Below are 20,820 nucleotides of genomic sequence, written 5' to 3' on the forward strand. Positions count from 1 at the left end.
CGGTCAGCGGGCATCCGCCGCCGAACGGGGCAGCTGCAACCGAGCGAGCAACTGTCGCGCCTGGTCGGCGAGCTGTGCGTCGACGGTCACCGCGTACTGGCCGGCGCGCAGTGAGCTGGCCGAGGTGAAGTCGCGCTGCCCGCCGGTCATGGCGTGCGCGACCGCGCCGAACACGGCACCCCAGATCGCGCCGATGACCAGCCCGACCAGGATCACCGCCAACCAGTTGCCGACCGTGAAGATGCCGAACAACAGGCCGATGAAGAGCCCGAACCAGGCGCCGGTGCCGGCGCCGAGCAGACCGGCGCGGCCGGTCGTCATCCGCCCGAGCACCGTCTCCACCAGGGTCAGGTTGGTGCCGACGATGGCGCTCTGCTCCACCGGAAAGCGGTTGTCGGCCAGGTAGTCGACGACCCGCTGCGCGGTCGGATAATCCGGATACGAGCCGATCGTCACGGTCGGCGGGCCGCCCTGCGGCCCGTGGCCGTCACCGGCCGGTGTCGACAGGCGGCCGGCCGGGCCGGACGGAAGCAGGTCGCCACCCTGTGTGCCGGGCCGCCAGGCGGCGGTCGGCCCCGAAGCTGACGTCATGAGCATCCTCCCTCGTCAGCTGCCCGGGTTCCCCCGCAGGCCGACCGGTAACGCGTGGTCGCCGCTCCGGCCGCGGGGGAATGAGCCCGCACCGCCCGGGTAACCAGTCAGGTGCAGAGCGGACAGATCAGCGACTACGGCTTCCTCGCCGACGGCCGCAGCGCCGCACTGGTGGACCGCACCGGCTCGGTGAACTGGTGGTGCCCGGGCCGGTTCGACGCCCCGTCGGTGTTCGGGCGGTTGCTCGACGACGGCGCCGGTCACTGGTCGATCCGTCCGGAGGGCGACTACAGCGTTGAACGCTGCTATCTCAAGGACACCCTGGTGCTGCGGACGGTCTTCCGCACCGCCGACGGGGAGGTGGCGCTCACCGACGCGCTCGCCTTCGAACCCGGCTCCCGTGGTCACGACATCGGACTGCACTCACCGCAGGTGCTGGTCCGCTCGGTGCAGGGGCTCTCCGGTGCGGTGCCGATGCGAACGCACTACCGGCCGCGCTTCGAGTACGGCCGCACCATCGCGTACCTGGTCGAACGGGACGACCGGCTGGACGCCATCGCCGGCGCCGCCCGGCTCACCCTGCGCTGCGGCGGCGTGCGGATGACCCCCACCGACGGCGAGGCCACCGCGACGTTCGTCGCCAGAGCCGGCACCACGTACAACTTCGCCCTCGGGTACGCCCCGACCTACGACGCGCCGCCGCCCGAGGTGCCCGAGGCCGACCAGACCATCGCCGACACCGTCGCCGGGTGGCGCTCCTGGACCGGAGAGCACCAGTACGACGGCCTCTACGCCGAACAGGTGCGGCGCAGCGCCCTGGTGGTGCAGGGCATGACGTACCGGCCCAGCGGCGCGGTGGTGGCCTCGGTGACCACCTCGCTGCCGGAGAAGCTCGGCGGAGACCGCAACTACGACTACCGCTACGTCTGGGTCCGCGATTTCAGCCACACCCTGCGGGCGCTGTGGCGGTCGGCCTGCTACGACGAGGTGGAGCGGCAGTTCGCCTGGTTGGGCCGGGCGATGGGCCGGGTCGAGGAAAAGCCGGTGCCCATCATGTACGGGGTGCTCGGGGAACGGGACCTCACCGAGCACGAACTGGACCAGCTCGGCGGTTACCGGGACAGCGTGCCGGTGATGATCGGAAACGACGCGTGGCGGCAACGGCAGAACGACGTCTTCGGCGAGACGATGGACGCCGCCTGGCTGATGCGCGACCGGCTGGAGCCCTTCCACCCGGACGTCTACCACCTGCTCCGGGTGCTCGCCGACCAGGCCGTGCAGGACTGGAAGCTGCCGGACGCGGGAATGTGGGAGGAGCGCGGCGTCGAACACCACCACGTGTCGTCGAAGGTGCAGTGCTGGGTCGCCCTGGACCGGGCGGTGCGCTTCGGTGACCTGCTCGGCGAGCCGCAGGACGTGGCCCGCTGGGCGGCCGCCCGCGACGAGGTCCGCGCGACAGTGCTCGAGCGGGGGTGGAGCGAGCGGCTCCAGTCGTACACCGGGATTTTCGGATCCGACGAGCTGGACGCGTCGGTGCTGGTCATGCCCCTGGTGGGGTTTCTGCGGGCCGACGACCCGCGGATGCGCTCGACGATGCGGGTGGTGGAGCAGCGGTTGTCGCACGACGGTCTGCTGCGGCGCTGGGACGGTGACCCGGCGGCGTTCGTCATCTGTTCGTTCTGGTTGGTGGGCTGTCTGGCGCTGGCCGGTGAGCGGCGTCGGGCACACGACCTGTTCCGGGCGTTGGCCGCCCGGGTCAACGATCTGGGCCTGTTCGCCGAGCAGATCGACCCGCTGACCGGGGAGCAGCTGGGCAACTTCCCCCAGGCCTTCTCACACATCGGTCTGATCAACGCCGCCGGTGTGCTCACCGACGTGGAGCGGGACCCGACGCTGCGCGGCCGGGGCATGGCACCGTCGCACTTCACCCCGACGCGTTCCTGAGAGGGAGAATGCCGGCATGCGGTTGGTGCTCACGGCGGACACCCACGTACCGAAGCGGGCCCGGGACCTGCCCGGCCCACTCTGGGCGGCGATCGAGGCGGCGGACGTGGTGGTGCACGCCGGCGACTGGGTGGACGAGACGCTGCTCGACGCGATGACCGCGCGGTCGCGTCGACTCATCGGGGTGTACGGCAACAACGACGGCCCGGCGCTGCGCGCCCGGCTGCCGGAGGTGGCCCGGGTCGACCTCGACGGTCTGCGGGTCGCCGTGGTGCACGAGACCGGCCCCCGGACCGGACGGGAGAAGCGGTGTGCCGCCCGCTTCCCCGACGTGGACCTGCTGGTCTTCGGGCACTCGCACATTCCCTGGGACACCGAGGCGCCGGGTGGGCTGCGCCTCCTCAACCCCGGCTCACCCACCGACCGGCGCGCCCAACCGCACGCCACCTACCTCACCGCCACCATCGGTTCCGGCCGCCTGACCGAGGTGACGCTGCACCGGCTGACCCGTGGCTGACCGTCCGCGCGCCGGTCGTTCATGCGCCCCGATCCGGCCACCTACGATCACCTGATGACGGTGGGCCGGTCGGGTGTGGTCGTGGTCGGGGCGGGCATCGCCGGCATCGCCTGCGCGGTGGAGCTGGTTCGCGCCGGGGTGCCCGTGCAGGTCCGGGAGCGGGGCCACGTCCGTGGCGGCCGGATGGCCAGCAAACGATTTGAGGGTCGACCCGCCGACATCGGCGCGGCGTACTTCACCGTCGACGATCCGGACTTCGCCGCCGAGGTCGAGCGGTGGCGCGCCGCCGGCCTGGTCCGCGAATGGACTGACACCTTCCAGTCGTACGACCGCGACGGACGCCAGGACGTGCCCGGGCCGATGCGCTTCGCCGCGCCGCGTGGGCTGCGGTCGTTGGTCGAGCACCTGGCCGGCGCGGTGCCGGTGACCGTCGACCGGTTGGTGCTCACCGTCGAGCCCGGCCCGGTCGTCGACGGGGAGTCGTGCGCGGCCGTCGCCCTGGCCATGCCGGGCCCGCAGGCCGCCCTGCTGCTCGACCCCGCCCTGGCCGACGCCACCCGGGTCGTGCAGGCGCAGCGCTGGTCGCCGTCGCTGGCCGCGGTGCTGCGCTTCCCGACCCGACGCTGGCCGGACTTCCGGGGTGCGTTCGTCAACGACCATCCGGTGCTCAGCCTCGTCTGCGACGACGGCGACCGGCGCGGTGACGGCGCGCCGGTGCTGGTCGCGCACACCGTGCCGGAGTTCGCGGCCGGGCACCTGGCCCTACCCACCGGGGCCGGCCCGGCGATCGAGCAGGCCGTCCGGGATCTGCTCGGACTGCCCGAGCAGGCCCTCGACGTGCACGTGCACCGCTGGACGTACGCGAAGCCGACCACCGCCGCCGGCAACGCCACCTACCACCTCGACGCCGACGGGATCGGCCTGGCCGGCGACGCGTTCGGCAAGCCCCGGGTGCAGAGCGCCTGGCGCTCCGGCCGGGACCTCGGCCGGGCGCTGGCCGCCAGGCTGACCTGAGGCAGCCGTGCCCGGCGGGCCTGAGACAGCCACGCTCAGGCGTGGCCGGCTGCCGCCACCGGTCGAGCGTCGGTGCCCCGCTCGGCCGGGTCGGAGGTCCGCTCGCCCTCCCGGTCCAGCAGTTGCATGACCGGGGTCGCCGTGATGCCGTGCACCACGACGGAGACGAGCACCACCAGCCCGACGGTCGCCCAGAGCAGCTCGGCCTGCGGGAAGTCGGCCTTGGTGGTGGCGTACGCCAGGTAGAAGAACGAGCCGACGCCGCGAATGCCGAACAACGAGATGACCCAGTGTTCGGCCGGGCGTCCCGGGGCGCCGCGCAGCGACAACCAGCCGATCAGTGGCCGCACCAGGAACACCAGCGCCAACCCGACGGCCGCCGCCGGCCAGGTCAGCGGGCCCAGCAGGCCACCCACGATCGCGCCGCCGAGGAGCAGCAACAACACCAGGGTGAGTAACCGTTCGACCTGCTCGGCGAAGTCGTGCAGCACCGAGTGGAACTCGTGGGTTCGCTCGGCTGCCCGGATGGCCCGGGCGGCCACGAACACCGCCAGGAAGCCGTACCCGCCGACCACCTCCACCAGCCCGTACGCCAGGAACGTGGCGGCCAGCGCCAGGAAACCCTCGGCGTGCCGGGCCAGTCGTAGCTCGCTGGGCGCGCGGAAGAACAGCTTGCCGAGCAGCCAGCCGATGAGCAGGCCACCGCCGACGCCGACGCCGATCTTCCAGAGCACGTCCACGGTGAACCATTCGGCCATCCAGTCGCGCGGGGCGAGGCTGGTCGAGGCGATGGCGATCGCGGCGTAGACGAACGGGAACGCCAGCCCGTCGTTGAGGCCGGCCTCGGAGGTCAGCGCGAAGCGGACCTCGTCCTCGGAGTCCTCCACGTCGGTCGGCTCGCCGACCTGCACGTCGGCGGCGAGCACCGGATCGGTGGGGGCCAGCGCGGCCCCCAACAGCAGCGCGGTGGCCGGCACCAGCCCCGCCCACCACCAGCCGAGCAGCGCCACCGTCGCGATGCACAGGGGCATCGCGACGGCCAGCAGCCGCCAGGTGGACGACCACCGCCGCCAACTCAACGGCCGGTCGATCTTCAGCCCGGCACCCATCAGCGCGACGATCACGCCGATCTCGGTGAGGTGGGTGGTCAGCTCCGGGTGGGCCAGGGGATCCGGTGACGGCAGCCCGACCGGCAGCAGGAAGACCAGCATGCCGAGGGCGAGGAAGGCGATCGGCATGGACAGCGGGCGGCGCTCCAGCACCCGGGGCAGGATGCCCGCGAGCAGAGCGCCCAGGCCCACCAACGCGAACGCCACATCCACCGGCTCCACGGCACCACCCTCCAGCCGCACCCGCGAGGCGCGGGCAGGTGGTGAGAGACCTTGCCCCGCAAGGGCTCCGGCTATGCGTGGCCGTGCCGGTGGATCGGAGTGACCCTCAGCGTGGTCGGGCGATCGGGGAGTCGGCCAACTCGGCCAACAGCGCGCCCGGGTCGTCGTACACCGCCACGGCACCCGCTCCGGCCAGCTCGCCACGGCTGGTACCACCGCAGGTCAGGCCCACACACGGGATGTTCAACGCCCCGGCCGCGACGATGTCCCACACCGAGTCGCCGACGAAGACCACCCGCTCGGCGGCCAACCCGGACTGCGCCAGCGCGGCGACCAGGATGTCCGGTGCCGGCTTGCTCTGCTGGGCGTCCGCGGAGGAGGTGATCGTGTCGATCACGTCATCGGCCGCCAACGCCCGCCGCAGCGCGCCCACCTCGGCCTCCGTGGCCGAGGTGGCGAGCACCACCCGCAGCCCCCGGTCGGCGCACGCACGCAACAGATCCGCCGCCCGGGGCAACGGGGTCAGTCGTTCCCAGTACTCGGCGTAGAGGGTGTCGTGCGCGTCGCGCAGCTTCGAGTCGGCGTCGCGGTCCCGCTCCGGGCCGAGAAGGTGGTCCAAAAGTTTGTCCGATCCCATCCCGATCGAGCGGTGCACCGTCGCCATCGGCACCGGCTGATCGGTCTGGCGTAACGCCTCCCACCAACTCACCGTGTGCAGGTAGGTGGTGTCGACCAGGGTGCCGTCGACGTCGAAGAGCACTCCGGCGGGCCGGTCGGTGGTCACGGCGTTCTCCAAACCGATTCGTGGTCTCAGCGGCGCCCGGTCGGTGGCGTGAGGATCTCGAACCAGACCGTGGAGCCGCGTACCGACGGGTCGGTGCCCCAGGCGTCGCTGAGCTCCTCGATCAGGCCCAGGCCGCGGCCACGGCTGCTCAGCGTGTCGGTACGGGCCCGGGTCACCGTGCCCCGGGTGCCGGAATCAGCGACCGAGACGAGCAACCGCTCGGCGCTGAGGTCGATCTCCACCCGGGCCGCCGTGCCGGCGTGCAGCAACGCGTTGGTGGTCAGTTCGCTGGTGCAGAGCACCGCCGCCCCGATCACCGACTCGGGCACCTGCCACTCGGTGAGCTGGCCGGTCAGCCAGTGCCGGACCCGGCTAGGCGCGGTCGGCTCCGCCGGCACCTCCATGCTCGCCGAACGACTCGGTGTGAGTGCGTGCTCTACCGCCAACACGGCCACGTCGTCCTCGGTGCCGCCGGGGACCGCCGCCGTGGCCACCGCGCAGAGCGCCCGCGGGTCGCCGCTACCGGCCTTGGCGACGGCCTCGCTCAGGGTGGACAGCCCGGCGCTCAGGCTCTGCCGGCGACGCTCCACCACCCCGTCGCTGAACAGCAGCAGGGTGTCACCGGGCCGGAACGCGACGGTCGTGGTGCCCGGCCGGCCGCCCAGCCCCAGCGGGGGCCCGGCCGGAACGTCGACGTACTCGGCGTGGAACCGACCATCCGGGTCGGCGCGACGGATCAGCGGCGCGGGGTGACCGGCGCTGGACAGGGCCAGCTCCCGCCGCTCCGCGTCGATCACACCGAACGCCACGGTGACGAAGAGTTCGTAGGTGCCGGCCTCCGCGCCGAGGCTGGCCACCAGCCGGTCCAGGCCGGCCAGGACCGCGTCCGGTGCCGGGTCGGCCAGGGCCAGGGCGCGCAGCGCGGCCCGGACCTGCCCCATCCGCGCGGCGGCCTGCACGTCATGCCCGGCGACGTCGCCCAGCACCACCCCGAGCGAGCCGTTGGGCAGCAGGAACGCGTCGTAGAAGTCGCCGCCGGCCGCGTTGCCGTCCACGCCCGGGTCGTAGCGGGCCGCTATCCGCAACCGGGGCAGATCCGGTAGGTGCTCCGGCAACATGCTGCGCTGCAACAGCTGGGCGGTGCCGTGCTGGGTCTCGAACCGGCGGGCCCGCTCGGCCGCCTGGCCGATCAGCTCGGCCGAGGCGGCCAGCAGCGCCCGCTCGGCGGGTGACCAGGTGTGCGGGACCTGGTAGCCGACCGCCAGACCGCCGCGAACCACCGAGGTGCCCAACGGCAGGGCCGCCATCGAGCGGACCTTCTGGTCGTGGCGGTCCACGGCGGTGTCCCGCAGCGGTTGCCCGTCCCGGGTGAACGACGGACCGCCGGAGCGTGCCGCCTGCACCACGGGGGCCGGCCAGTCCGCCGCCGCGCGCCGCCAGAGCGGGGGAAGCCGCTCGTCGGCCTCGTCCAGCAACTCGCCACGGACCCGACGCACCATCCGCCAACCGCCGCCGCCCTCGTCGACCGCGAACGAGGCCTGGTCGGGGTCGAACGTGGTGATCGCGTACCGCAGCGCCACCCGGGCCACGTCGTCGAGGGTGAGGGTGCCGGCGAGCGCCGCGGCCACCTCACTGAGGCTCTGCAACTGCTCGGTGACGTGGGTGGTCTCGGCCGCGACCGTCAACACGCCGACGATCCGCCCGGCGCTGTCGCGCACCGGCGAGTAGCCCCGGGTGAAGACCGCCTGCTCCACCGTCGCGGAGTGCCCACGCACCAGCGGCAGGGTGGACTCCTTCTCCAGGAAGGGCACCCCCTGCCGGTAGCTGCGCTCGATCACCGCACCGACGCCGGGCAGCGCCCAGATCTCCGCGAACACCTCGGCGGCCGGACGGCCGAGGGCACCCGGGTGCTTGCTGCCCAACAGGTCGGCGTAGCCGGCGTTGTAGAGCAGCACGAGGTCGTCGCCGTACGCCAGGGCCATCGGCATCGGCGAGGCGAGGATCAGCTCCACCACGGCGCGGAGGGCGACGTCCCAGTCGTCGGCCGGGCCCAGCGCGGTGGTGGACCAGTCGTGGGCGAGCACGCCGGCGGCCGGGCCGGTGGGTGCGCCCGGGCCCGGAGTTGCTGGCGTGGGGACCCGCCCGACCGTTCCTGGCATGTTCGCAGCCTAGTCGGCCGATCGGAAAAGGCGTCCGATCACGGCGGCGGGCCGTCGTCGCGTCGGTCGCGGTGACCGTTCGGGCAGTTCAGAACCCCGGTCCGGAGGTCTCTGGCAAAAAACGCCACGCGCTGCGCGGACTGCTGGACGGGTTGCCGGGTATGCGCCCGGCGCAGTCCATGCGACAGGAGGGACATCATGCTGAAAACCCTCGCGGTCCGGCAGGCCGACATCGGCGATGCCATCGCCGACACCTGGAGGTCGGTGCTGCTCTTCATCCCGAAGGCAGTGGCCTTCATCGTCATCCTCGTGGTCGGCTGGATCATCGCCAGAGCCGTCCTGAAAATCGTGGATACGGTGCTGGAACGGGTGCGTTTCGACCAGGCGGTCGAACGCGGTGGCATCAAACGGGCCCTGGAGAGAACGAAGTACGACGCCAGCGACATTCTGGCCAGGTTGGCGTACTACGCCGTCCTGCTGTTCACGCTGCAGTTCGCCTTCGGAGTCTGGGGGCCCAACGCGATCAGTGACCTGATCAGCGGCGTGGTGGCCTGGCTGCCGCGTGCCTTCATCGCGATCGTCATCGTGGTGGTGGCGGCAGCGATCGCCAACGCGGTGCGCGATCTGGTCACCGGGGCGCTGGGCGGGCTCTCGTACGGCAAGATCCTGGCCGACCTGACGGCGATCTTCATCATCGCGCTCGGTGTGATCGCCGCCCTGAACCAGGTGGGTATCGCCACCACGGTGACCACTCCGGTGCTGATCGCGGTGCTCGCCACGGTGGCCGGCATCCTGATCGTCGGCGTCGGCGGTGGTCTGGTGAAGCCGATGCAGAACCGCTGGGACGGCTGGCTGCACCGGGCGGCCCAGGAGGCTCGGGCGGTGCAGCAGCAGCGGCAGGCCACGGCGGCCGGTCGCAGCGACGTGGAGCGGCAGATGGCCGACCGCGGGGGCGACCGCACCCAGGCCATGCCCCGGGTGGACGAAGCCCAGCAGTACCGCTCGTAGCGGGCGAAACGGCACGACAGGTGGGGAGGGTGTCCCGCGGACCACGCGGGGTGCCCTCCCCGCGCGCGTCAGTCCCGGTCGAGGGCGCGCGCCAGGGCGCAGACCGCGACCAGGCGGGTGAGCGGCCAGTCCGGGTGGCTCCAGTCCACCGGCCCGGTGGGCGGCGTCCACCCGTGCTCCAGGGCGGCGGCCCGCACCCCCTCTGCGTAGCCGGCCAGGGCCGCGACGGTCAGCGGCGTGCGGTCCCCGTCGAGGCTGTCCCGAATCGCGGCCGCGTGCTGGTCGACGAGGGCCAGCAGCCCCGGTCGTGCGGCGGCGGCGGTGAGCCCGACAGTGCCCACGGAGACGGTGAGGGCGGCCAGGGTGGACCGCGCCGAGTCGACGGCGGTACGGGGGGCGACCCGGGTGAACGGCACACGCATGGTGACCGAGGCTAACCGACCGGTGACCGGGTCGACCTCGGCCGCTCGGTGGATGTCGGCTGCGCCACTGAGGCAATCGCCGCTGGCCCCGGGGGTTGATCCGGCACAGACGGGGCAGCAGGAGAAGCACGCACGGATGGCGGCACACGGCACGGAGGCACGGATGGCACAGCAGGCGGACGGACCGGATGAGCGGCACCGGCGGCCGGACGGGGTCAGCGACGCGACGGTCGCCGCGCTCGGCAAGCTCAGCGAGGCGCTGGAGTGTGTGGAGCGGGCCCGGGGGCACCTCTACTCGATGCACCAGTTGATCGGCCACGCCGACCTGATGCTCGACGACGCGGTGCAGCGGTTCCGCGCCGCCGGGCATCCGCACCTCGCCGACCGGATCGCCACGGAACTGCGCGGCCGCAACGTCATCGCCGGACGGTGGACGTTCCAGATCGTCGAGGACTTCGACGACGGCTACCACGCGTTGTTTCGGGAGGTGGACCAGCAGGCCCGCGACGACCTGGTGGGCGGGCGGCGTCACCTCTACGAGGCGGAGATGAAGGAGCGCCGCCGAAGCCCGGGTCGGCCGGGCCACGAGGCCCAGCCGGGTAGCGCAGGCTAGTCGCTGGTCGCGTCGGCCGGGCGTCGCCGGGCCGCGTCGTCGGCGATGATCACGGTGGCCACCATCAGCGCGACGCACAGGCTGAACAGCCACGACTCGTCGGCGACGAGCCAGGCGGACACGGGCGCCTGGAGCGCGGCGAGCAGGAACCCGAGCCAGGCGAGCCGGCGCTGACGCGGGGAGAGGATTCCGGGGCCTTGATGCATCCCGAAATTCTTACGCGAAGTCTCCGGATTGCCGTCCTCCGATCGGCCGATTCTGGCTGAGCTGTCCGTTTTTCCGACCGTACGGACGCGACTTCTTCGCGCGCCGAGGGCTCGGCTGCCGGCGGCGCTAAGGTGCCCTGCGGCAGGATGGTGTCTCGTGTCCACCCCGTCCGCGCGCCCCCGCGCCGCACTGCTCCTGCTGTCCTACCTCGCGTTCGTCAGTCTCGGCCTGCCCGACGGACTGCTCGGCGTCAGCTGGCCCTCGATCCGGGGCGACTTCGACGTGCCGACCGAGGCGGTCGGATGGGTGCTCACCGCCGGCACCCTCGGCTATCTCACCTCCAGCGTGCTGGCCGGCTTCACGCTGGCCCGGATCGGCGTCGGCGCCCTGCTCGCCGGCAGCACAGCGCTGGCCAGCCTGGCGCTGACCGGCTACTCGGTGAGCCCCGTGCTGGCGGTGCTGGTGGGCTGTGCGCTGGTGCTCGGGCTCGGCTCCGGCGCTGTCGACTCCGGGCTCAACGCGTACGCCGCCGGGGCCTTCGGGCCCCGCCACATGAACTGGTTGCACGCCTTCTTCGGCCTCGGCGTGGCCATCGGTCCGCTGATCATGACCGGGGTGCTGAGCAGCGGGCTCGCCTGGCGCTGGGGGTACGGCATCGTGGCCGCCGCCCAACTCGTCCTCGCCGCCGCGTTCGTGCTCACCGTGCGGGCCTGGCACCGTGACGTCCCGGCCGGCGCCGGGACGGATGCCGCAGCGGGCGCGACCGGCCAGGACGAGCCCGCCGCGACGGACGCCGGGCCGGCACCGATCGTCCGGGTTCCGGTTCGGGACACCCTGCGGCTGCCGGCGGTCTGGTCGGGGACGCTCGCCTTCGTGCTGTACGTGGCGATCGAGGTGTCCGCTGGGCTGTGGGCGTTCCTGCTGCTGACCGAGGGTCGCGGGCTCGGCGCCGCGCTGGCCGGGGGCTGCGTCTCCGCGTACTGGGGCAGCCTCTTCGTTGGCCGGGTCGTGCAGGGTCTGGTGGCCGAGCGCCTGGGGGCGGGCCTGGTGCTGCGCGTCAGCCTGGCCGGCATGGCCGTCGGCGCGGCGCTGGTCGCCGTGCCTGGGCCGGCCGCCCTGGCGGTGCTCGGCCTGGTCGTGGTCGGCTTCGCCGCCGCGCCGGTGTTCCCGCTGCTCACCCTCACCACCGCGGAACGGGTCGGCGCGGCGCACGCGGACCGCGCCATCGGGCTCCAGATCGGCGCCGCGGGCACCGGTGCGGCGCTCGTTCCGGCCGGGCTGGGTGTGCTGATCGGCAACATGTCGGTGGAGGTGCTGGGCTCGGCCCTGCTGGTGCTCGCGCTGGCGCTGGTCGCGCTCTACGAGTGGGGCGCCCGCCGACCCCGCGTCGGACCCCCCGCGCCAGCGGTGCCCGCCCAGCCCACGGTCGAGGCTCAGACGTCCGGCCCGGTCCGGCCGGTGGTGGACGGACGGTAGGCGCGCTGCGGGTCGGTGTCCTCCCGGCTGTTGCCCTGGGCCTGCCCGGCCCGGTCCGACGCGGCCGGCCCGTGCCCGAACGCGGCCTCCTCACCGGCGTCGTTGCCGGTCACGTCGTCGGCCTGCCCGTCGAGGCTGGAGCCCGACACGGCGCGCTCCAACTCCTCCAACGGAAGTCGCTCCTCGTCCCGCCACACCCTGATGTTGTCGTCGGTCATACCTTCTGCGGTACCCGGGCCCGATGATCGCAAACTGGCTCGGATACGGCGATGGCCGCCGGGAATCCCGGCGGCCATCGCAGGTCACTGCTCAGGGGTCACGGCTGGGGCGGTCGACCTGCCCGCGCCAGGCGCCGGTCTCCTGACCACGCCGCTCGATGTAGGTCTTGAACCGCTCCAGGTCGCCCTTGGCCCGCCGGTCGACGATGCCGAGCTTGTCGCCGGCCTGCTCGACCACACCGTGCGGCTCGAACTCGAGTTGCAGGGTGACCCGGGTCTTGTCCTGGTCCAGTCGGTGGAAGGTCACCACGCCGGCCTGCTGGGTGCCGCCGGTCGAGCGCCAGGCGACCCGCTCGTCGGGGAGCTGTTCGGTGATCTCGGCGTCGAACTCCCGCTTCACCCCGGCGATGTCCACCGTCCAGTGGGTCATCGTGTCGGAGAGCTGCCGGACCTCCTGCACACCCTCCATGAACTCGGGGAACTCCTCGAACTGCGTCCACTGGTCGTACGCGGTGCGTACGGGCACGGAAACGTCCACATGTTCGGTAACGCCACTCATCGGGGAACCTCCTTCAGCCGCCGGTGGCGTGTCGGGTCGGGGGCGACCCGGCTCACCAGCGAGTTGTCTCGTTCTTGTGGCCCAGCGCCGCCCACACCTCGGAGACCGTCTGATAGACGGTGCCGTCGGGCAGCCGTTCCAGCGCCGCCACGATGTCGTCCGGCGCCTCGTTCTCGCGGGCGCTGGCGATGAGCACCAGACGGTCGCCCGGCAGCGCGCTCATCGAGATGAACCGGCCGAGCCGGCTGCGCTGCTCGACGTCCGTGGAGCTCATGCCCTGTGGGGTGCCGGTGCGCAGGTCACCGGCCGGGGCGGTGGTCGTCTCCGGCTGGTCCTCGCCAGCCGGCTCCGGCACCCGCGACTCATCGACCCGAGAGCCACCGGTCCCCGGCCCCTGTACCAGGCCGCTGACCTCCTGACTCATCTGTTCGTCGATCCTCGGTCCGTGCTTGCTGTTGCCACGCTCCATGCCTTCTGCGCTACCCGGCACCCCACCCGATAAACCGGCACCGGGCCACGAACCGGCCCTCGCCCCGGGCGCGGACCGGACAGTCGCGCCGAAACCGGAGACTCAGTCGTCGGCGGGGCGGCGCGGCGGCAGCACCGGCTCCTCCGGGTCCGGGTCGCCGGCCTGCAACTGCCGCCCACGCTGCACCTCGGCGTTGATCTGCACGCCCAGCATCAACGCCGAGTTGGACAGGTAGAGCCAGACCAGGAACGCGATGGCCGCGCCCAGGCTGCCGTAGGTGGTGTCGTACGAGCCGAAGTTGGCCACGTAGAGGCCGAATCCGAAGGAGGCCGCCGCCCAGGAGACCAGGGCCACCGCACCGCCGGGGGTGAGCCAGCGGAACCGGGGCTGGCGTACGTTCGGCGCGATCCAGAACAGCAGGGACAGCAGCACCATCATGATCATGGCGAGGGCCGGCCACTTCGCCACGCTCCACGTCGTACGGGCCAGACCACCGGCGTTGATCAGGTCGCCGACCGCATCGGTGACCGGCCCACTGACGATCAGGCCGAGCGCGACCACCGCGAGCAGCACCAGCGTGATCGCCGCCAGGCCGATCTGCAGCGGCCGAAGCTTCCAGACCGGGCGGCCCTCGGTCACCCCGTACACGGCGTTCGAGGCCCGGGTGAACGCGCCGATGAAACCCGACGCGGACCACAGCGCGCCGAGCAGGCCGAAGCTCAGCAGCAGCTTCGGGTTGCTCTGCTCCAGCACCACCGACCGGATCACCCCGACCACGCCGCCCTCGTCGTCGGTCAGCACCGACCCGGCACCCACCTGGTTGGCCAGGTCGACGACGGTGTCGACGGTCTGCTCACCCGAGGAGACCAGGCCGACAAGCGCCACCACCACGATGGCGGACGGGAAGAGCGCGAGCACGCCGTAATAGGTCAGCGCGGCAGCCCAGTCGGAGCAGTTGTCGGTGACGAAGTTCCGCACGCTGCGCACCAGCACCCCACGCCAGGTCCGCCAGCTCAGCTGCCGCATCCGCCGGGGCACCCGGGCGGGCCGGGTGCCGCCGCCGAGCGTCGTACCGGGGTCCGTGGTCGTCATGCCCGCTCCCTGCGCCCCGGCCACCGGATGACCGGTCGTCCGGTCTGGCCTGGGCCGGCGGTACCCGGATGGGGAAATCGACAAACCCGCCCAGCTCCCGGGCGGTGCCGCTAGGGTTTGCCGCCGCGTCACCGGGGAACGGTCACAGTGACCCTGTCGACACGGAGGAGGACGAGATGCCCGGGCGCGAGGACCTGCCCAGCACGCTGCGGCGCTCCCCGGAGAAGGCGCAGCGCACCTGGGAGAAGACGCACGACTCGGCGGTCGAGACCTACGGCGAGGGGGAGCGGTCGCACCGCACCGCCTTCGCCGCGGTGAAGCACCAGTTCGAGAAGGTGGGCGACCACTGGGAGCCGAAGGGCCGCAAGGGCCCCAGCGACCAGCAGGCCGCCGGGGGCGGGCCGGAACGACGGGCCCCCACCGCCGGTGGCGTGGACGCCAACGCCACCAAGGACCACCTGATGTCGGTGGCCCGCAAACTCGACGTACCCGGCCGGTCCGGCATGACCAAACCGGAGCTGGTCACCGCCATCGAGAAGGCCAACAACCGCGCCACCCGCAAGGCGCGCGGCGACTGACCGCCGCCGCACCGGAACACAACCGACGCGGTACGGGCGGACGCGCCACCCCTGCGTCCGCCCGTACCGTCTCACCAGTGCCCGCCGCCCGGCGCCTCGATGTGCACCGCCTTCGTGGCGGTGAACTCGTCCAGCAGCTCCGGGCCGTACCCGAAGCCCTGGCCGCTGGCCCGGCGCGGATGCGCGGCACCGCCCGGCGCGCCCCCGAACACCGCGTTGACCTTGACCGTGCCCACCGGCAGCTCCCGCCAGGCCCGCTGCGCGTGGCTCATCGACGTGGTCAACACAGTGGCGGCCAGCCCGTACGGGGAGTCCGCCGCACAGCGCAGCGCCTCGTCGAACGAGTCGACGACCACCACCGGGGCGACCGGCCCGAACGTCTCCTCCCGAACCAGCGGCGTGTCGTGGCGGCAGTCCGTGACGACGGTGGCCGGGTAGAACGCCCCCGGCCCGTCCGGCACCTCGCCGCCCACCAGGACCCGGGCGCCGTCGGCCACCGCGGCCGCCACCTGCCCGTGCACGTGGTCCCGGTGCCGCCGGTCGACCAGCGGGCCCAGCTCGGTGCCCGGGTCCCGGCCCGGCCCGACCCGCAGCGCTTCGGCACGTCGTACCAGCGCGGAAACGAAGTCGTCGGCCACCTCCCGGTGCACGTAGAGCCGCTCCACCGCCACGCAGATCTGCCCGGCGTTGGCGAACGCGCCGAGCGCGGCCTGCTCCGCCGCCCACTGCGGGTCGACGCCCGCGTCCACGATCAACGGGTCACTGCCGCCGTTCTCCAGGAGCACCTTCGCGCCGGTGCGGGCCGCCGCGGCGGCGATCGCCCGCCCGGCCGCGGTTGAGCCCACGTGCGCGACCACGTCGACCTCCTGCGCGGCCAGCGCCGCACCGACCTCCGGGCCGCCGGTGAGCAGCGACAGCACCCCGGCCGGCAGGGCCTGATCCAGTGCCCGGGCCAGCAGCCACCCCGTCGCCGGTGTCCGTTCGCTCGGCTTGTAGAGCACCACGTTCCCGGTCACCAGGGCCGCGCCCAGCAGTCCGCAGGAGACCGCCACCGGGTCGTTCCAGGGGGTGATCGCCGCGACCACCCCGCGCGGCTGTGGGGTCAGGAAGTCCAGCGCGTCGGTGTCGCCGTTCAGCGTGCGCCCACCGCGCAGCGGCGCCAGCTCCGCATACTGTCGCAGGGTGCCGATCCCCGCCTCGACGCCGCCCCGAGCGTCCGCCAACGGCTTGCCCATCTCCGCGGTGACAGCCGCCGCCAACTCCTCGGTGACCGCCGCCACCGCGTCCGCGGCCCGGTGCAGCGCGGCCGCCCGTTCGGCCGGCGCGGTCGCCGCCCACTGGGCCGCCACGTTGCGGGCCGCCTGGGTCGCCTTGCCCACCTCGTCGGCGGTGGCCACCGGCACCGTGCTCACCGGCGTGTCGTCCGCCGGGTCACGCACGACCAGTTCGCCGCCGTCGCCGCCCGCACCCCACACCCCGCCCACCAGCTGCGCAACCGTGTACATGCGGCGCTGGATGCCCCGGCCCCGGCGAGGCAAACACGTTTCGCCCGGTTGCGCGCCGGGTAGGCGGATCCGATGACAACCACCGCCGCGCAGAGCGCGGACGCCGTCATCATCGGTGCCGGTCACAACGGCCTGGTGGCGGCGAACCTGCTGGCGGACGCCGGCTGGGACGTGGTGGTGCTGGAGGCGACCGCGGTGCCCGGCGGCGCGGTCCGCTCCGCCGAGGTCACCGCGCCCGGCTACCTGAGCGACCTCTACAGCTCGTTCTACCCCCTCGGGTACGCCTCACCGGTGCTGGGCGGCCTCGACCTGGGTCGGCACGGGTTGTCCTGGCGACACGCGCCGGACGTGCTCGCGCACCTGATGCCGGACGGCCGAGCCGCGGTGATCAACCGGGACCCGGACGTCACGGCCGCGTCGCTGGAGCAGTTCGCGCCCGGCGACGGCAAGCGGTGGCTCACCGCGTACACCGACTGGCTCGACGTGGCCGAACCGATGCTGGCGACGATCACCTCGCCGTTCCCGCCGGTACACGGCGGGCTGGGTCTGCTGCGTCGGTTGCGCGTCGCCGGCGCGCTGCGGCTCGCCCGCCGGCTCGTCGTGCCGGTCCGCAAACTCGGCGACGAACTCTTCGACGGTCCCGGCGGGCCGGCCCTGCTGGCCGGCTGCGCCCTGCACACCGACCTCTCCCCGGAGGAGGCCGGCTCCGGGGTGTACGGCTGGTTGTTGGCCATGCTCGGCCAGCAGGTCGGCTGGCCGGTGCCCGACGGCGGCGCGCAGCAGATCACCAACGCGCTGGTGGATCGGCTACAGGGGCGCGGCGGGACGATCATCTACGGCGCCCGGGCCGACCGGGTGCTCACCGCCCGGGGTCGGGCGATGGGGGTCCGGACCGTCGGTGGTGCGCTGTGGCGGGCCCGCCGGGCCGTGCTCGCCGACGTGCCGGCGCCGGCGCTCTACCTCGACCTGGTCGGCGCGGCGGCACTGCCGTCCCGGCTGGTGGAGGACCTGGCCCACTTCCGGTGGGACGGCTCCACGCTGAAGGTGGACTGGGCGCTCTCCGCGCCGGTGCCGTGGACGAACCGGCAGGTGGCCGGCGCCGGCACCGTGCACCTCGGCGCGGACCTGAACGGGCTCACCCACTACGCCAGCGAGCTGGCCCGTGGTGAGCTGCCCCGCGACCCGTTCCTGCTGGTCGGGCAGATGTCGGTGGCCGACCCGAGGCACTCCCCGCCGGGCACCGAGTCGCTCTGGTCGTACACCCATCTGCCGTTCCGGCGGAACTGGCGGGCCGAGGACGTCGCCGGGCACGTGCAGCGGATGGAGGACGTGCTGGAGGCGGCCGCCCCGGGTTTCCGGAACCTGATCGTGGGTCGACACGTGGCCGGGCCGGCCGACCTGGAGAAGGGCAACCCGAGCCTCGTCGGTGGCACGCTCGGCGGCGGGACGGCCGCCGCCTACCAGCAGCTCTTCCTGCGCCCGATCCCGGGCCTGGGCCGGGCGGACACCCCGGTGGACCGGCTCTTCCTGGCCAGCGCGTCGGCGCACCCCGGCGGCGGGGTGCACGGCGCACCGGGCGCGAACGCGGCCCGCGCGGCGCTGGCCCGCGACTGCACGCTAACCGGCCGCGCCTACGCCACAGCCATCACCACCGCAAACAAAGCCATCTACCCCGCCTAGCCCTGGCATCCGTGCCCCCGGCCCGCCCCTGGCCCGCCCCTGGCCCCCGGCCCGCCCGCCCCGCGCACCCCCGCCGCCGTCGATCATGGAGTTGTGGTGGGTGACAAAGCACTTATCCGGGTGCTAAACGGGCACCACAACTCCATGATCGACCGGGGCGTGGGGTGGGGCTTGGGGCTCGGGTGGGGTGGGGTGGGGTGGGGTGGGGCTTGGGTTAGCGGGTTATGTTGCGGTGTTTGCTGCGGAGGCGGAAGGGCATCAGGGCGCTCTCGACCTTGGTTGCGGTGGTCATCTTGGAGACACCGTCGCGCCGCTCCTCGAAGCGGATCGGCACCTCCAGGATGGTGTGCCCCAGCTTGGTGGCGAGGTAGTGCATCTCCACCTGGAAGCTGTAGCCGTTGGACTGCACCCGCTCCAGGTTGATGTCGCGCAGCGCGTCGGCCCGCCAGATCTTGAAGCCGGCGGTGAGGTCCCGGATCCGTACGCGCAGCAGCGTGTGCACGTAGAGGTTGGCCCAGCCGCTGAGCGCCCGGCGGTAGAGCGGCCAGTTCTCGTCCAGCTCGCCGCCGGGCACGTACCGGGAACCGATCACCACGCTGGCCTGGGTGGAGAGCAGCGCGCCCAGCATCCCCGGCAGCGCCTCCGGCGGGTGCGAGAGGTCGGCGTCCATCTGCGCCACGTATTCGGCGCCGCCCTCGATCGCCCGGCTCATCCCGTCCACGTACGCCCGGCCGAGACCCTCCTTGCCGGCGCGGTGCACGACCTCGACCCGGTCAGGGTTCTCGATGGCCAGCTTGTCCGCCACCTCCCCGGTGCCGTCGGGGGAGTTGTCGTCGGCCACGAGGATGCGCAGCCCCGGCAGTGGCAGCGCGAGCAGCCGCTCGACCAGCGCCGGCAGGTTGCCCGCCTCGTTGTACGTGGGCACGACGACGGTCAGGCGTGCGTCCCCCCACGGCGACGGCAACTGCACCGGCTTGATCATGTCGGTCATCCTCATTTTGCGGACAAGGGTCATGGAAAGGGTATCCAGTTCCCGCTTTCGCTCCGAGGCAGGCACCCCTCCCGGGCGTTGCGGGCCCGCGCCCTGCGCCGGGTTCGGAGGCAGAAGCCCTGGTGAGGGGCTTGCGCTGGTCAGCGTCGTCGGCGAGCGACCGCGGTGAGGGCGAGCGCCGCGACGGCGAGCGCGACACCGGAGAGGGCCGGCTTGTGTGTGCCGACCCAGAGCGCGGCGGAACGGTCCCGCGACTGGTCGAGGAAGACGCCCGCGGTGCCCCGGTCCGTGTCCGCGTCCACGGGGTGATCGAGATTGTCCCGCCAGGTCGCCTTGTCGATCTCCGTGGCGGTCTGTTGGCTGTCGTAGCCGTCGCGGGCCAGCTTCCGTTCGAGCAGGCCGGGGAAGAGTACGTCGGCCAGCCGGGCCTGCCAGGTCGGGCCGCCCACGTTCAGCTCCCGGACGCCACGGTCGGCGGCCCAGACGACGGCCCGGGCGGCCAGCTCCGGAGTGAAGATCGGTGGCACCGGCTGCGGATGCCGGGGCAGCCGGGTGCGGACCCAGCTGAACTGCGGTGTGTTGACGGCGGGCAACTGCACCATGGACAGCTTCACCCCCGGGCAGTCGTGCAGCAGTTCGGCGCGCAGCGAGTCGTTGAACCCCTGGACGGCGTGCTTGCTCGCGCAGTACGCCGACTGCAGCGGGATGCCCCGGTAGGCCAACGCCGAGCCCACCTGCACGATCGTGCCCCGCCCGTGCGCCCGCATGTGGCGCAGCGCGGCGAGGGTGCCGTGCACGGTGCCCAGGTAGGTGACCTCGGTGACCCGCCGGAACTCCCGCGCCGGAATCTCCCAGGCCGGCGCGAAGACCGACGCCATCGCGTTGTTGATCCACACGTCGACGCCGCCCCAGCGGTGCACCACGTCGTCGGCGGCCTGCTGCACCGCGCCCGCGTCGGCCACGTCGACCCGGTACCCGCGTACGTCGGTCGCGCCGCGCAGCCGGCACTCCCGCTCGGCGGCGGCCAGACCCGCCTCACCCCGGGCCAGCAGCGCCAGCCGGGCGCCACGGGCCGCGTACGCGTGGGCGACGGCCCGGCCGACGCCGGCGCTCGCGCCGGTCACCACCACGGTCGGGGTCACGGTCACCCCTTCTGCCGGGTGGCGATGTCGGAGAGCCGGGCCAGCGTCTCCCGGTTGCGCCGGTGCAACACCAGATCGTTGATTTTGTTGTGGACCCAGCGCAGCGGTCCGGCGGCGAAGTCCTCCCCGAGGCGGACCCGGGTTGCCCCCTCTCCCACCGGCTCCAGGGTGAAGGCCACGATCGCCTCACCCGCCGGCCAGAGCCCCGCCTTGAGCACCAGCCGGTGCGGTGGTTCGCAGACCAGCACCGTCGAGGCGTCCTGCAAGGAGAGCGGCCAGGGCCCGGCACGGTGGTGCAGCTGACTGCCCACCCGGGGCCAGGTGTCGTCCACGTCGCGCATGTGCGCCGTGCCGACCACCCAGTCGCTGTACGTCCAGCCGTCCGCGAGCACGTCGAACACCTGCCGCGGGGAGGCGTCGATCACTTTCTCCACAATCGCCACCGGGATCCGATACCCCCAACGCGGCCGGGGCTAACAGTCGGCGGGGTTAGCTTCTGCGGGGCGGCGGGTAAGGCCGA

22 protein-coding genes are annotated in these 20,820 nt (G+C 73.0%); 8 read left to right on the forward strand and 14 right to left on the reverse strand.

What is annotated here, in order from left to right; genetic code table 11:
- Positions 1-3 precede the first annotated feature (3 nt).
- Positions 4-591: a YflT domain-containing protein gene (locus EV382_RS03525; protein ID WP_130400207.1), complete on the reverse strand. Its 588-nt coding sequence runs from the start codon at positions 589-591 to the stop codon at positions 4-6.
- Positions 592-702: 111 nt separating this feature from the next.
- Between EV382_RS03525 and EV382_RS03530 the strand changes: the two genes are divergently transcribed.
- The 3 genes from EV382_RS03530 to EV382_RS03540 all read left to right on the forward strand — a co-directional run bounded on the left by EV382_RS03530 (position 703) and on the right by EV382_RS03540 (position 4,066).
- On the forward strand, positions 703-2,535 hold the full coding sequence (locus EV382_RS03530) for a glycoside hydrolase family 15 protein (protein WP_130400208.1): 1,833 nt from the start codon (positions 703-705) through the stop codon (positions 2,533-2,535).
- A gap of 16 nt (positions 2,536-2,551) precedes the next feature.
- On the forward strand, positions 2,552-3,052 hold the full coding sequence (locus EV382_RS03535) for a metallophosphoesterase family protein (protein WP_130400209.1): 501 nt from the start codon (positions 2,552-2,554) through the stop codon (positions 3,050-3,052).
- A 75-nt stretch (positions 3,053-3,127) separates the two neighbouring features.
- A complete protein-coding gene (locus tag EV382_RS03540) occupies positions 3,128-4,066 on the forward strand; it encodes an NAD(P)/FAD-dependent oxidoreductase (protein ID WP_208758556.1) in 939 nt (312 codons plus the stop codon).
- 35 nt (positions 4,067-4,101) lie between these two features.
- Here EV382_RS03540 and EV382_RS03545 read toward each other — a convergent pair whose 3' ends face one another.
- The 3 genes from EV382_RS03545 to EV382_RS03555 form a co-directional block, all read right to left on the reverse strand.
- Positions 4,102-5,397 (reverse strand): cation:proton antiporter, encoded by a 1,296-nt coding sequence (locus EV382_RS03545; RefSeq protein ID WP_130400211.1) that lies wholly within the window; start codon positions 5,395-5,397, stop codon positions 4,102-4,104.
- A gap of 106 nt (positions 5,398-5,503) precedes the next feature.
- Complete coding sequence (locus tag EV382_RS03550; protein ID WP_130400212.1) at positions 5,504-6,181, reverse strand: HAD family hydrolase; 678 nt, start codon at positions 6,179-6,181, stop codon at positions 5,504-5,506.
- Positions 6,182-6,207: 26 nt separating this feature from the next.
- The gene (locus EV382_RS03555) at positions 6,208-8,340 is read right to left on the reverse strand and encodes an ATP-binding SpoIIE family protein phosphatase (protein ID WP_130400213.1); all 2,133 of its coding nucleotides are present in this window, start codon (positions 8,338-8,340) and stop codon (positions 6,208-6,210) included.
- A 198-nt stretch (positions 8,341-8,538) separates the two neighbouring features.
- On the opposite strand from EV382_RS03555, the gene EV382_RS03560 reads away from it, so the two are divergent.
- Positions 8,539-9,348 (forward strand): mechanosensitive ion channel family protein, encoded by an 810-nt coding sequence (locus EV382_RS03560; RefSeq protein WP_130400214.1) that lies wholly within the window; start codon positions 8,539-8,541, stop codon positions 9,346-9,348.
- Between the two features lie 68 nt (positions 9,349-9,416).
- On the opposite strand, the gene EV382_RS03565 is transcribed toward EV382_RS03560, so the two are convergent.
- A complete protein-coding gene (locus EV382_RS03565) occupies positions 9,417-9,770 on the reverse strand; it encodes a DUF6401 family natural product biosynthesis protein (RefSeq protein WP_130400215.1) in 354 nt (117 codons plus the stop codon).
- A gap of 163 nt (positions 9,771-9,933) precedes the next feature.
- Between EV382_RS03565 and EV382_RS03570 the strand changes: the two genes are divergently transcribed.
- Complete coding sequence (locus tag EV382_RS03570; protein WP_130400216.1) at positions 9,934-10,383, forward strand: hypothetical protein; 450 nt, start codon at positions 9,934-9,936, stop codon at positions 10,381-10,383.
- On the opposite strand, the gene EV382_RS03575 is transcribed toward EV382_RS03570, so the two are convergent.
- Complete coding sequence (locus tag EV382_RS03575) at positions 10,380-10,589, reverse strand: hypothetical protein (protein ID WP_130400217.1); 210 nt, start codon at positions 10,587-10,589, stop codon at positions 10,380-10,382. The genes EV382_RS03570 and EV382_RS03575 overlap by 4 nt on opposite strands.
- Before the next feature lie 157 nt (positions 10,590-10,746).
- On the opposite strand from EV382_RS03575, the gene EV382_RS03580 reads away from it, so the two are divergent.
- Complete coding sequence (locus tag EV382_RS03580) at positions 10,747-12,066, forward strand: MFS transporter (protein ID WP_130400218.1); 1,320 nt, start codon at positions 10,747-10,749, stop codon at positions 12,064-12,066.
- On the opposite strand, the gene EV382_RS03585 is transcribed toward EV382_RS03580, so the two are convergent.
- The 4 genes from EV382_RS03585 to EV382_RS03600 form a co-directional block, all read right to left on the reverse strand.
- Positions 12,024-12,284, reverse strand: a complete 261-nt coding sequence (locus EV382_RS03585; RefSeq protein WP_130400219.1) for a hypothetical protein — start codon at positions 12,282-12,284, stop codon at positions 12,024-12,026. The two genes, EV382_RS03580 and EV382_RS03585, sit on opposite strands and share 43 nt — an antisense overlap.
- Before the next feature lie 91 nt (positions 12,285-12,375).
- Entirely contained in the window at positions 12,376-12,843 is a 468-nt protein-coding gene (locus EV382_RS03590; RefSeq protein WP_130400220.1) for an SRPBCC family protein, read from the reverse strand.
- A 52-nt stretch (positions 12,844-12,895) separates the two neighbouring features.
- A complete protein-coding gene (locus EV382_RS03595; RefSeq protein ID WP_130400221.1) occupies positions 12,896-13,312 on the reverse strand; it encodes a DUF2795 domain-containing protein in 417 nt (138 codons plus the stop codon).
- Positions 13,313-13,414: 102 nt separating this feature from the next.
- Positions 13,415-14,404 carry a YihY/virulence factor BrkB family protein gene (locus EV382_RS03600; protein ID WP_130400222.1) on the reverse strand — a complete coding sequence of 330 codons (990 nt, stop codon included), beginning with the start codon at positions 14,402-14,404 and terminating at the stop codon, positions 13,415-13,417.
- A 176-nt stretch (positions 14,405-14,580) separates the two neighbouring features.
- Here EV382_RS03600 and EV382_RS03605 point away from each other — a divergent pair, with 176 nt between their 5' ends.
- On the forward strand, positions 14,581-14,982 hold the full coding sequence (locus EV382_RS03605) for a ChaB family protein (RefSeq protein WP_130400223.1): 402 nt from the start codon (positions 14,581-14,583) through the stop codon (positions 14,980-14,982).
- 71 nt (positions 14,983-15,053) lie between these two features.
- On the opposite strand, the gene EV382_RS03610 is transcribed toward EV382_RS03605, so the two are convergent.
- Positions 15,054-16,487: an aldehyde dehydrogenase family protein gene (locus EV382_RS03610; RefSeq protein WP_130400224.1), complete on the reverse strand. Its 1,434-nt coding sequence runs from the start codon at positions 16,485-16,487 to the stop codon at positions 15,054-15,056.
- A gap of 72 nt (positions 16,488-16,559) precedes the next feature.
- On the opposite strand from EV382_RS03610, the gene EV382_RS03615 reads away from it, so the two are divergent.
- A complete protein-coding gene (locus tag EV382_RS03615) occupies positions 16,560-18,167 on the forward strand; it encodes a phytoene desaturase family protein (protein WP_130400225.1) in 1,608 nt (535 codons plus the stop codon).
- A 214-nt stretch (positions 18,168-18,381) separates the two neighbouring features.
- Here EV382_RS03615 and EV382_RS03620 read toward each other — a convergent pair whose 3' ends face one another.
- The 3 genes from EV382_RS03620 to EV382_RS03630 form a co-directional block, all read right to left on the reverse strand.
- The gene (locus EV382_RS03620) at positions 18,382-19,149 is read right to left on the reverse strand and encodes a polyprenol monophosphomannose synthase (RefSeq protein ID WP_130400226.1); all 768 of its coding nucleotides are present in this window, start codon (positions 19,147-19,149) and stop codon (positions 18,382-18,384) included.
- Between the two features lie 149 nt (positions 19,150-19,298).
- A complete protein-coding gene (locus EV382_RS03625) occupies positions 19,299-20,300 on the reverse strand; it encodes an SDR family oxidoreductase (protein ID WP_130400227.1) in 1,002 nt (333 codons plus the stop codon).
- 2 nt (positions 20,301-20,302) lie between these two features.
- Entirely contained in the window at positions 20,303-20,743 is a 441-nt protein-coding gene (locus EV382_RS03630) for an SRPBCC family protein (RefSeq protein ID WP_130400228.1), read from the reverse strand.
- Positions 20,744-20,820 lie beyond the last annotated feature (77 nt).

This window comes from Micromonospora violae (assembly GCF_004217135.1).
GTDB classification, from domain to species: Bacteria; Actinomycetota; Actinomycetes; order Mycobacteriales; family Micromonosporaceae; genus Micromonospora; species Micromonospora violae.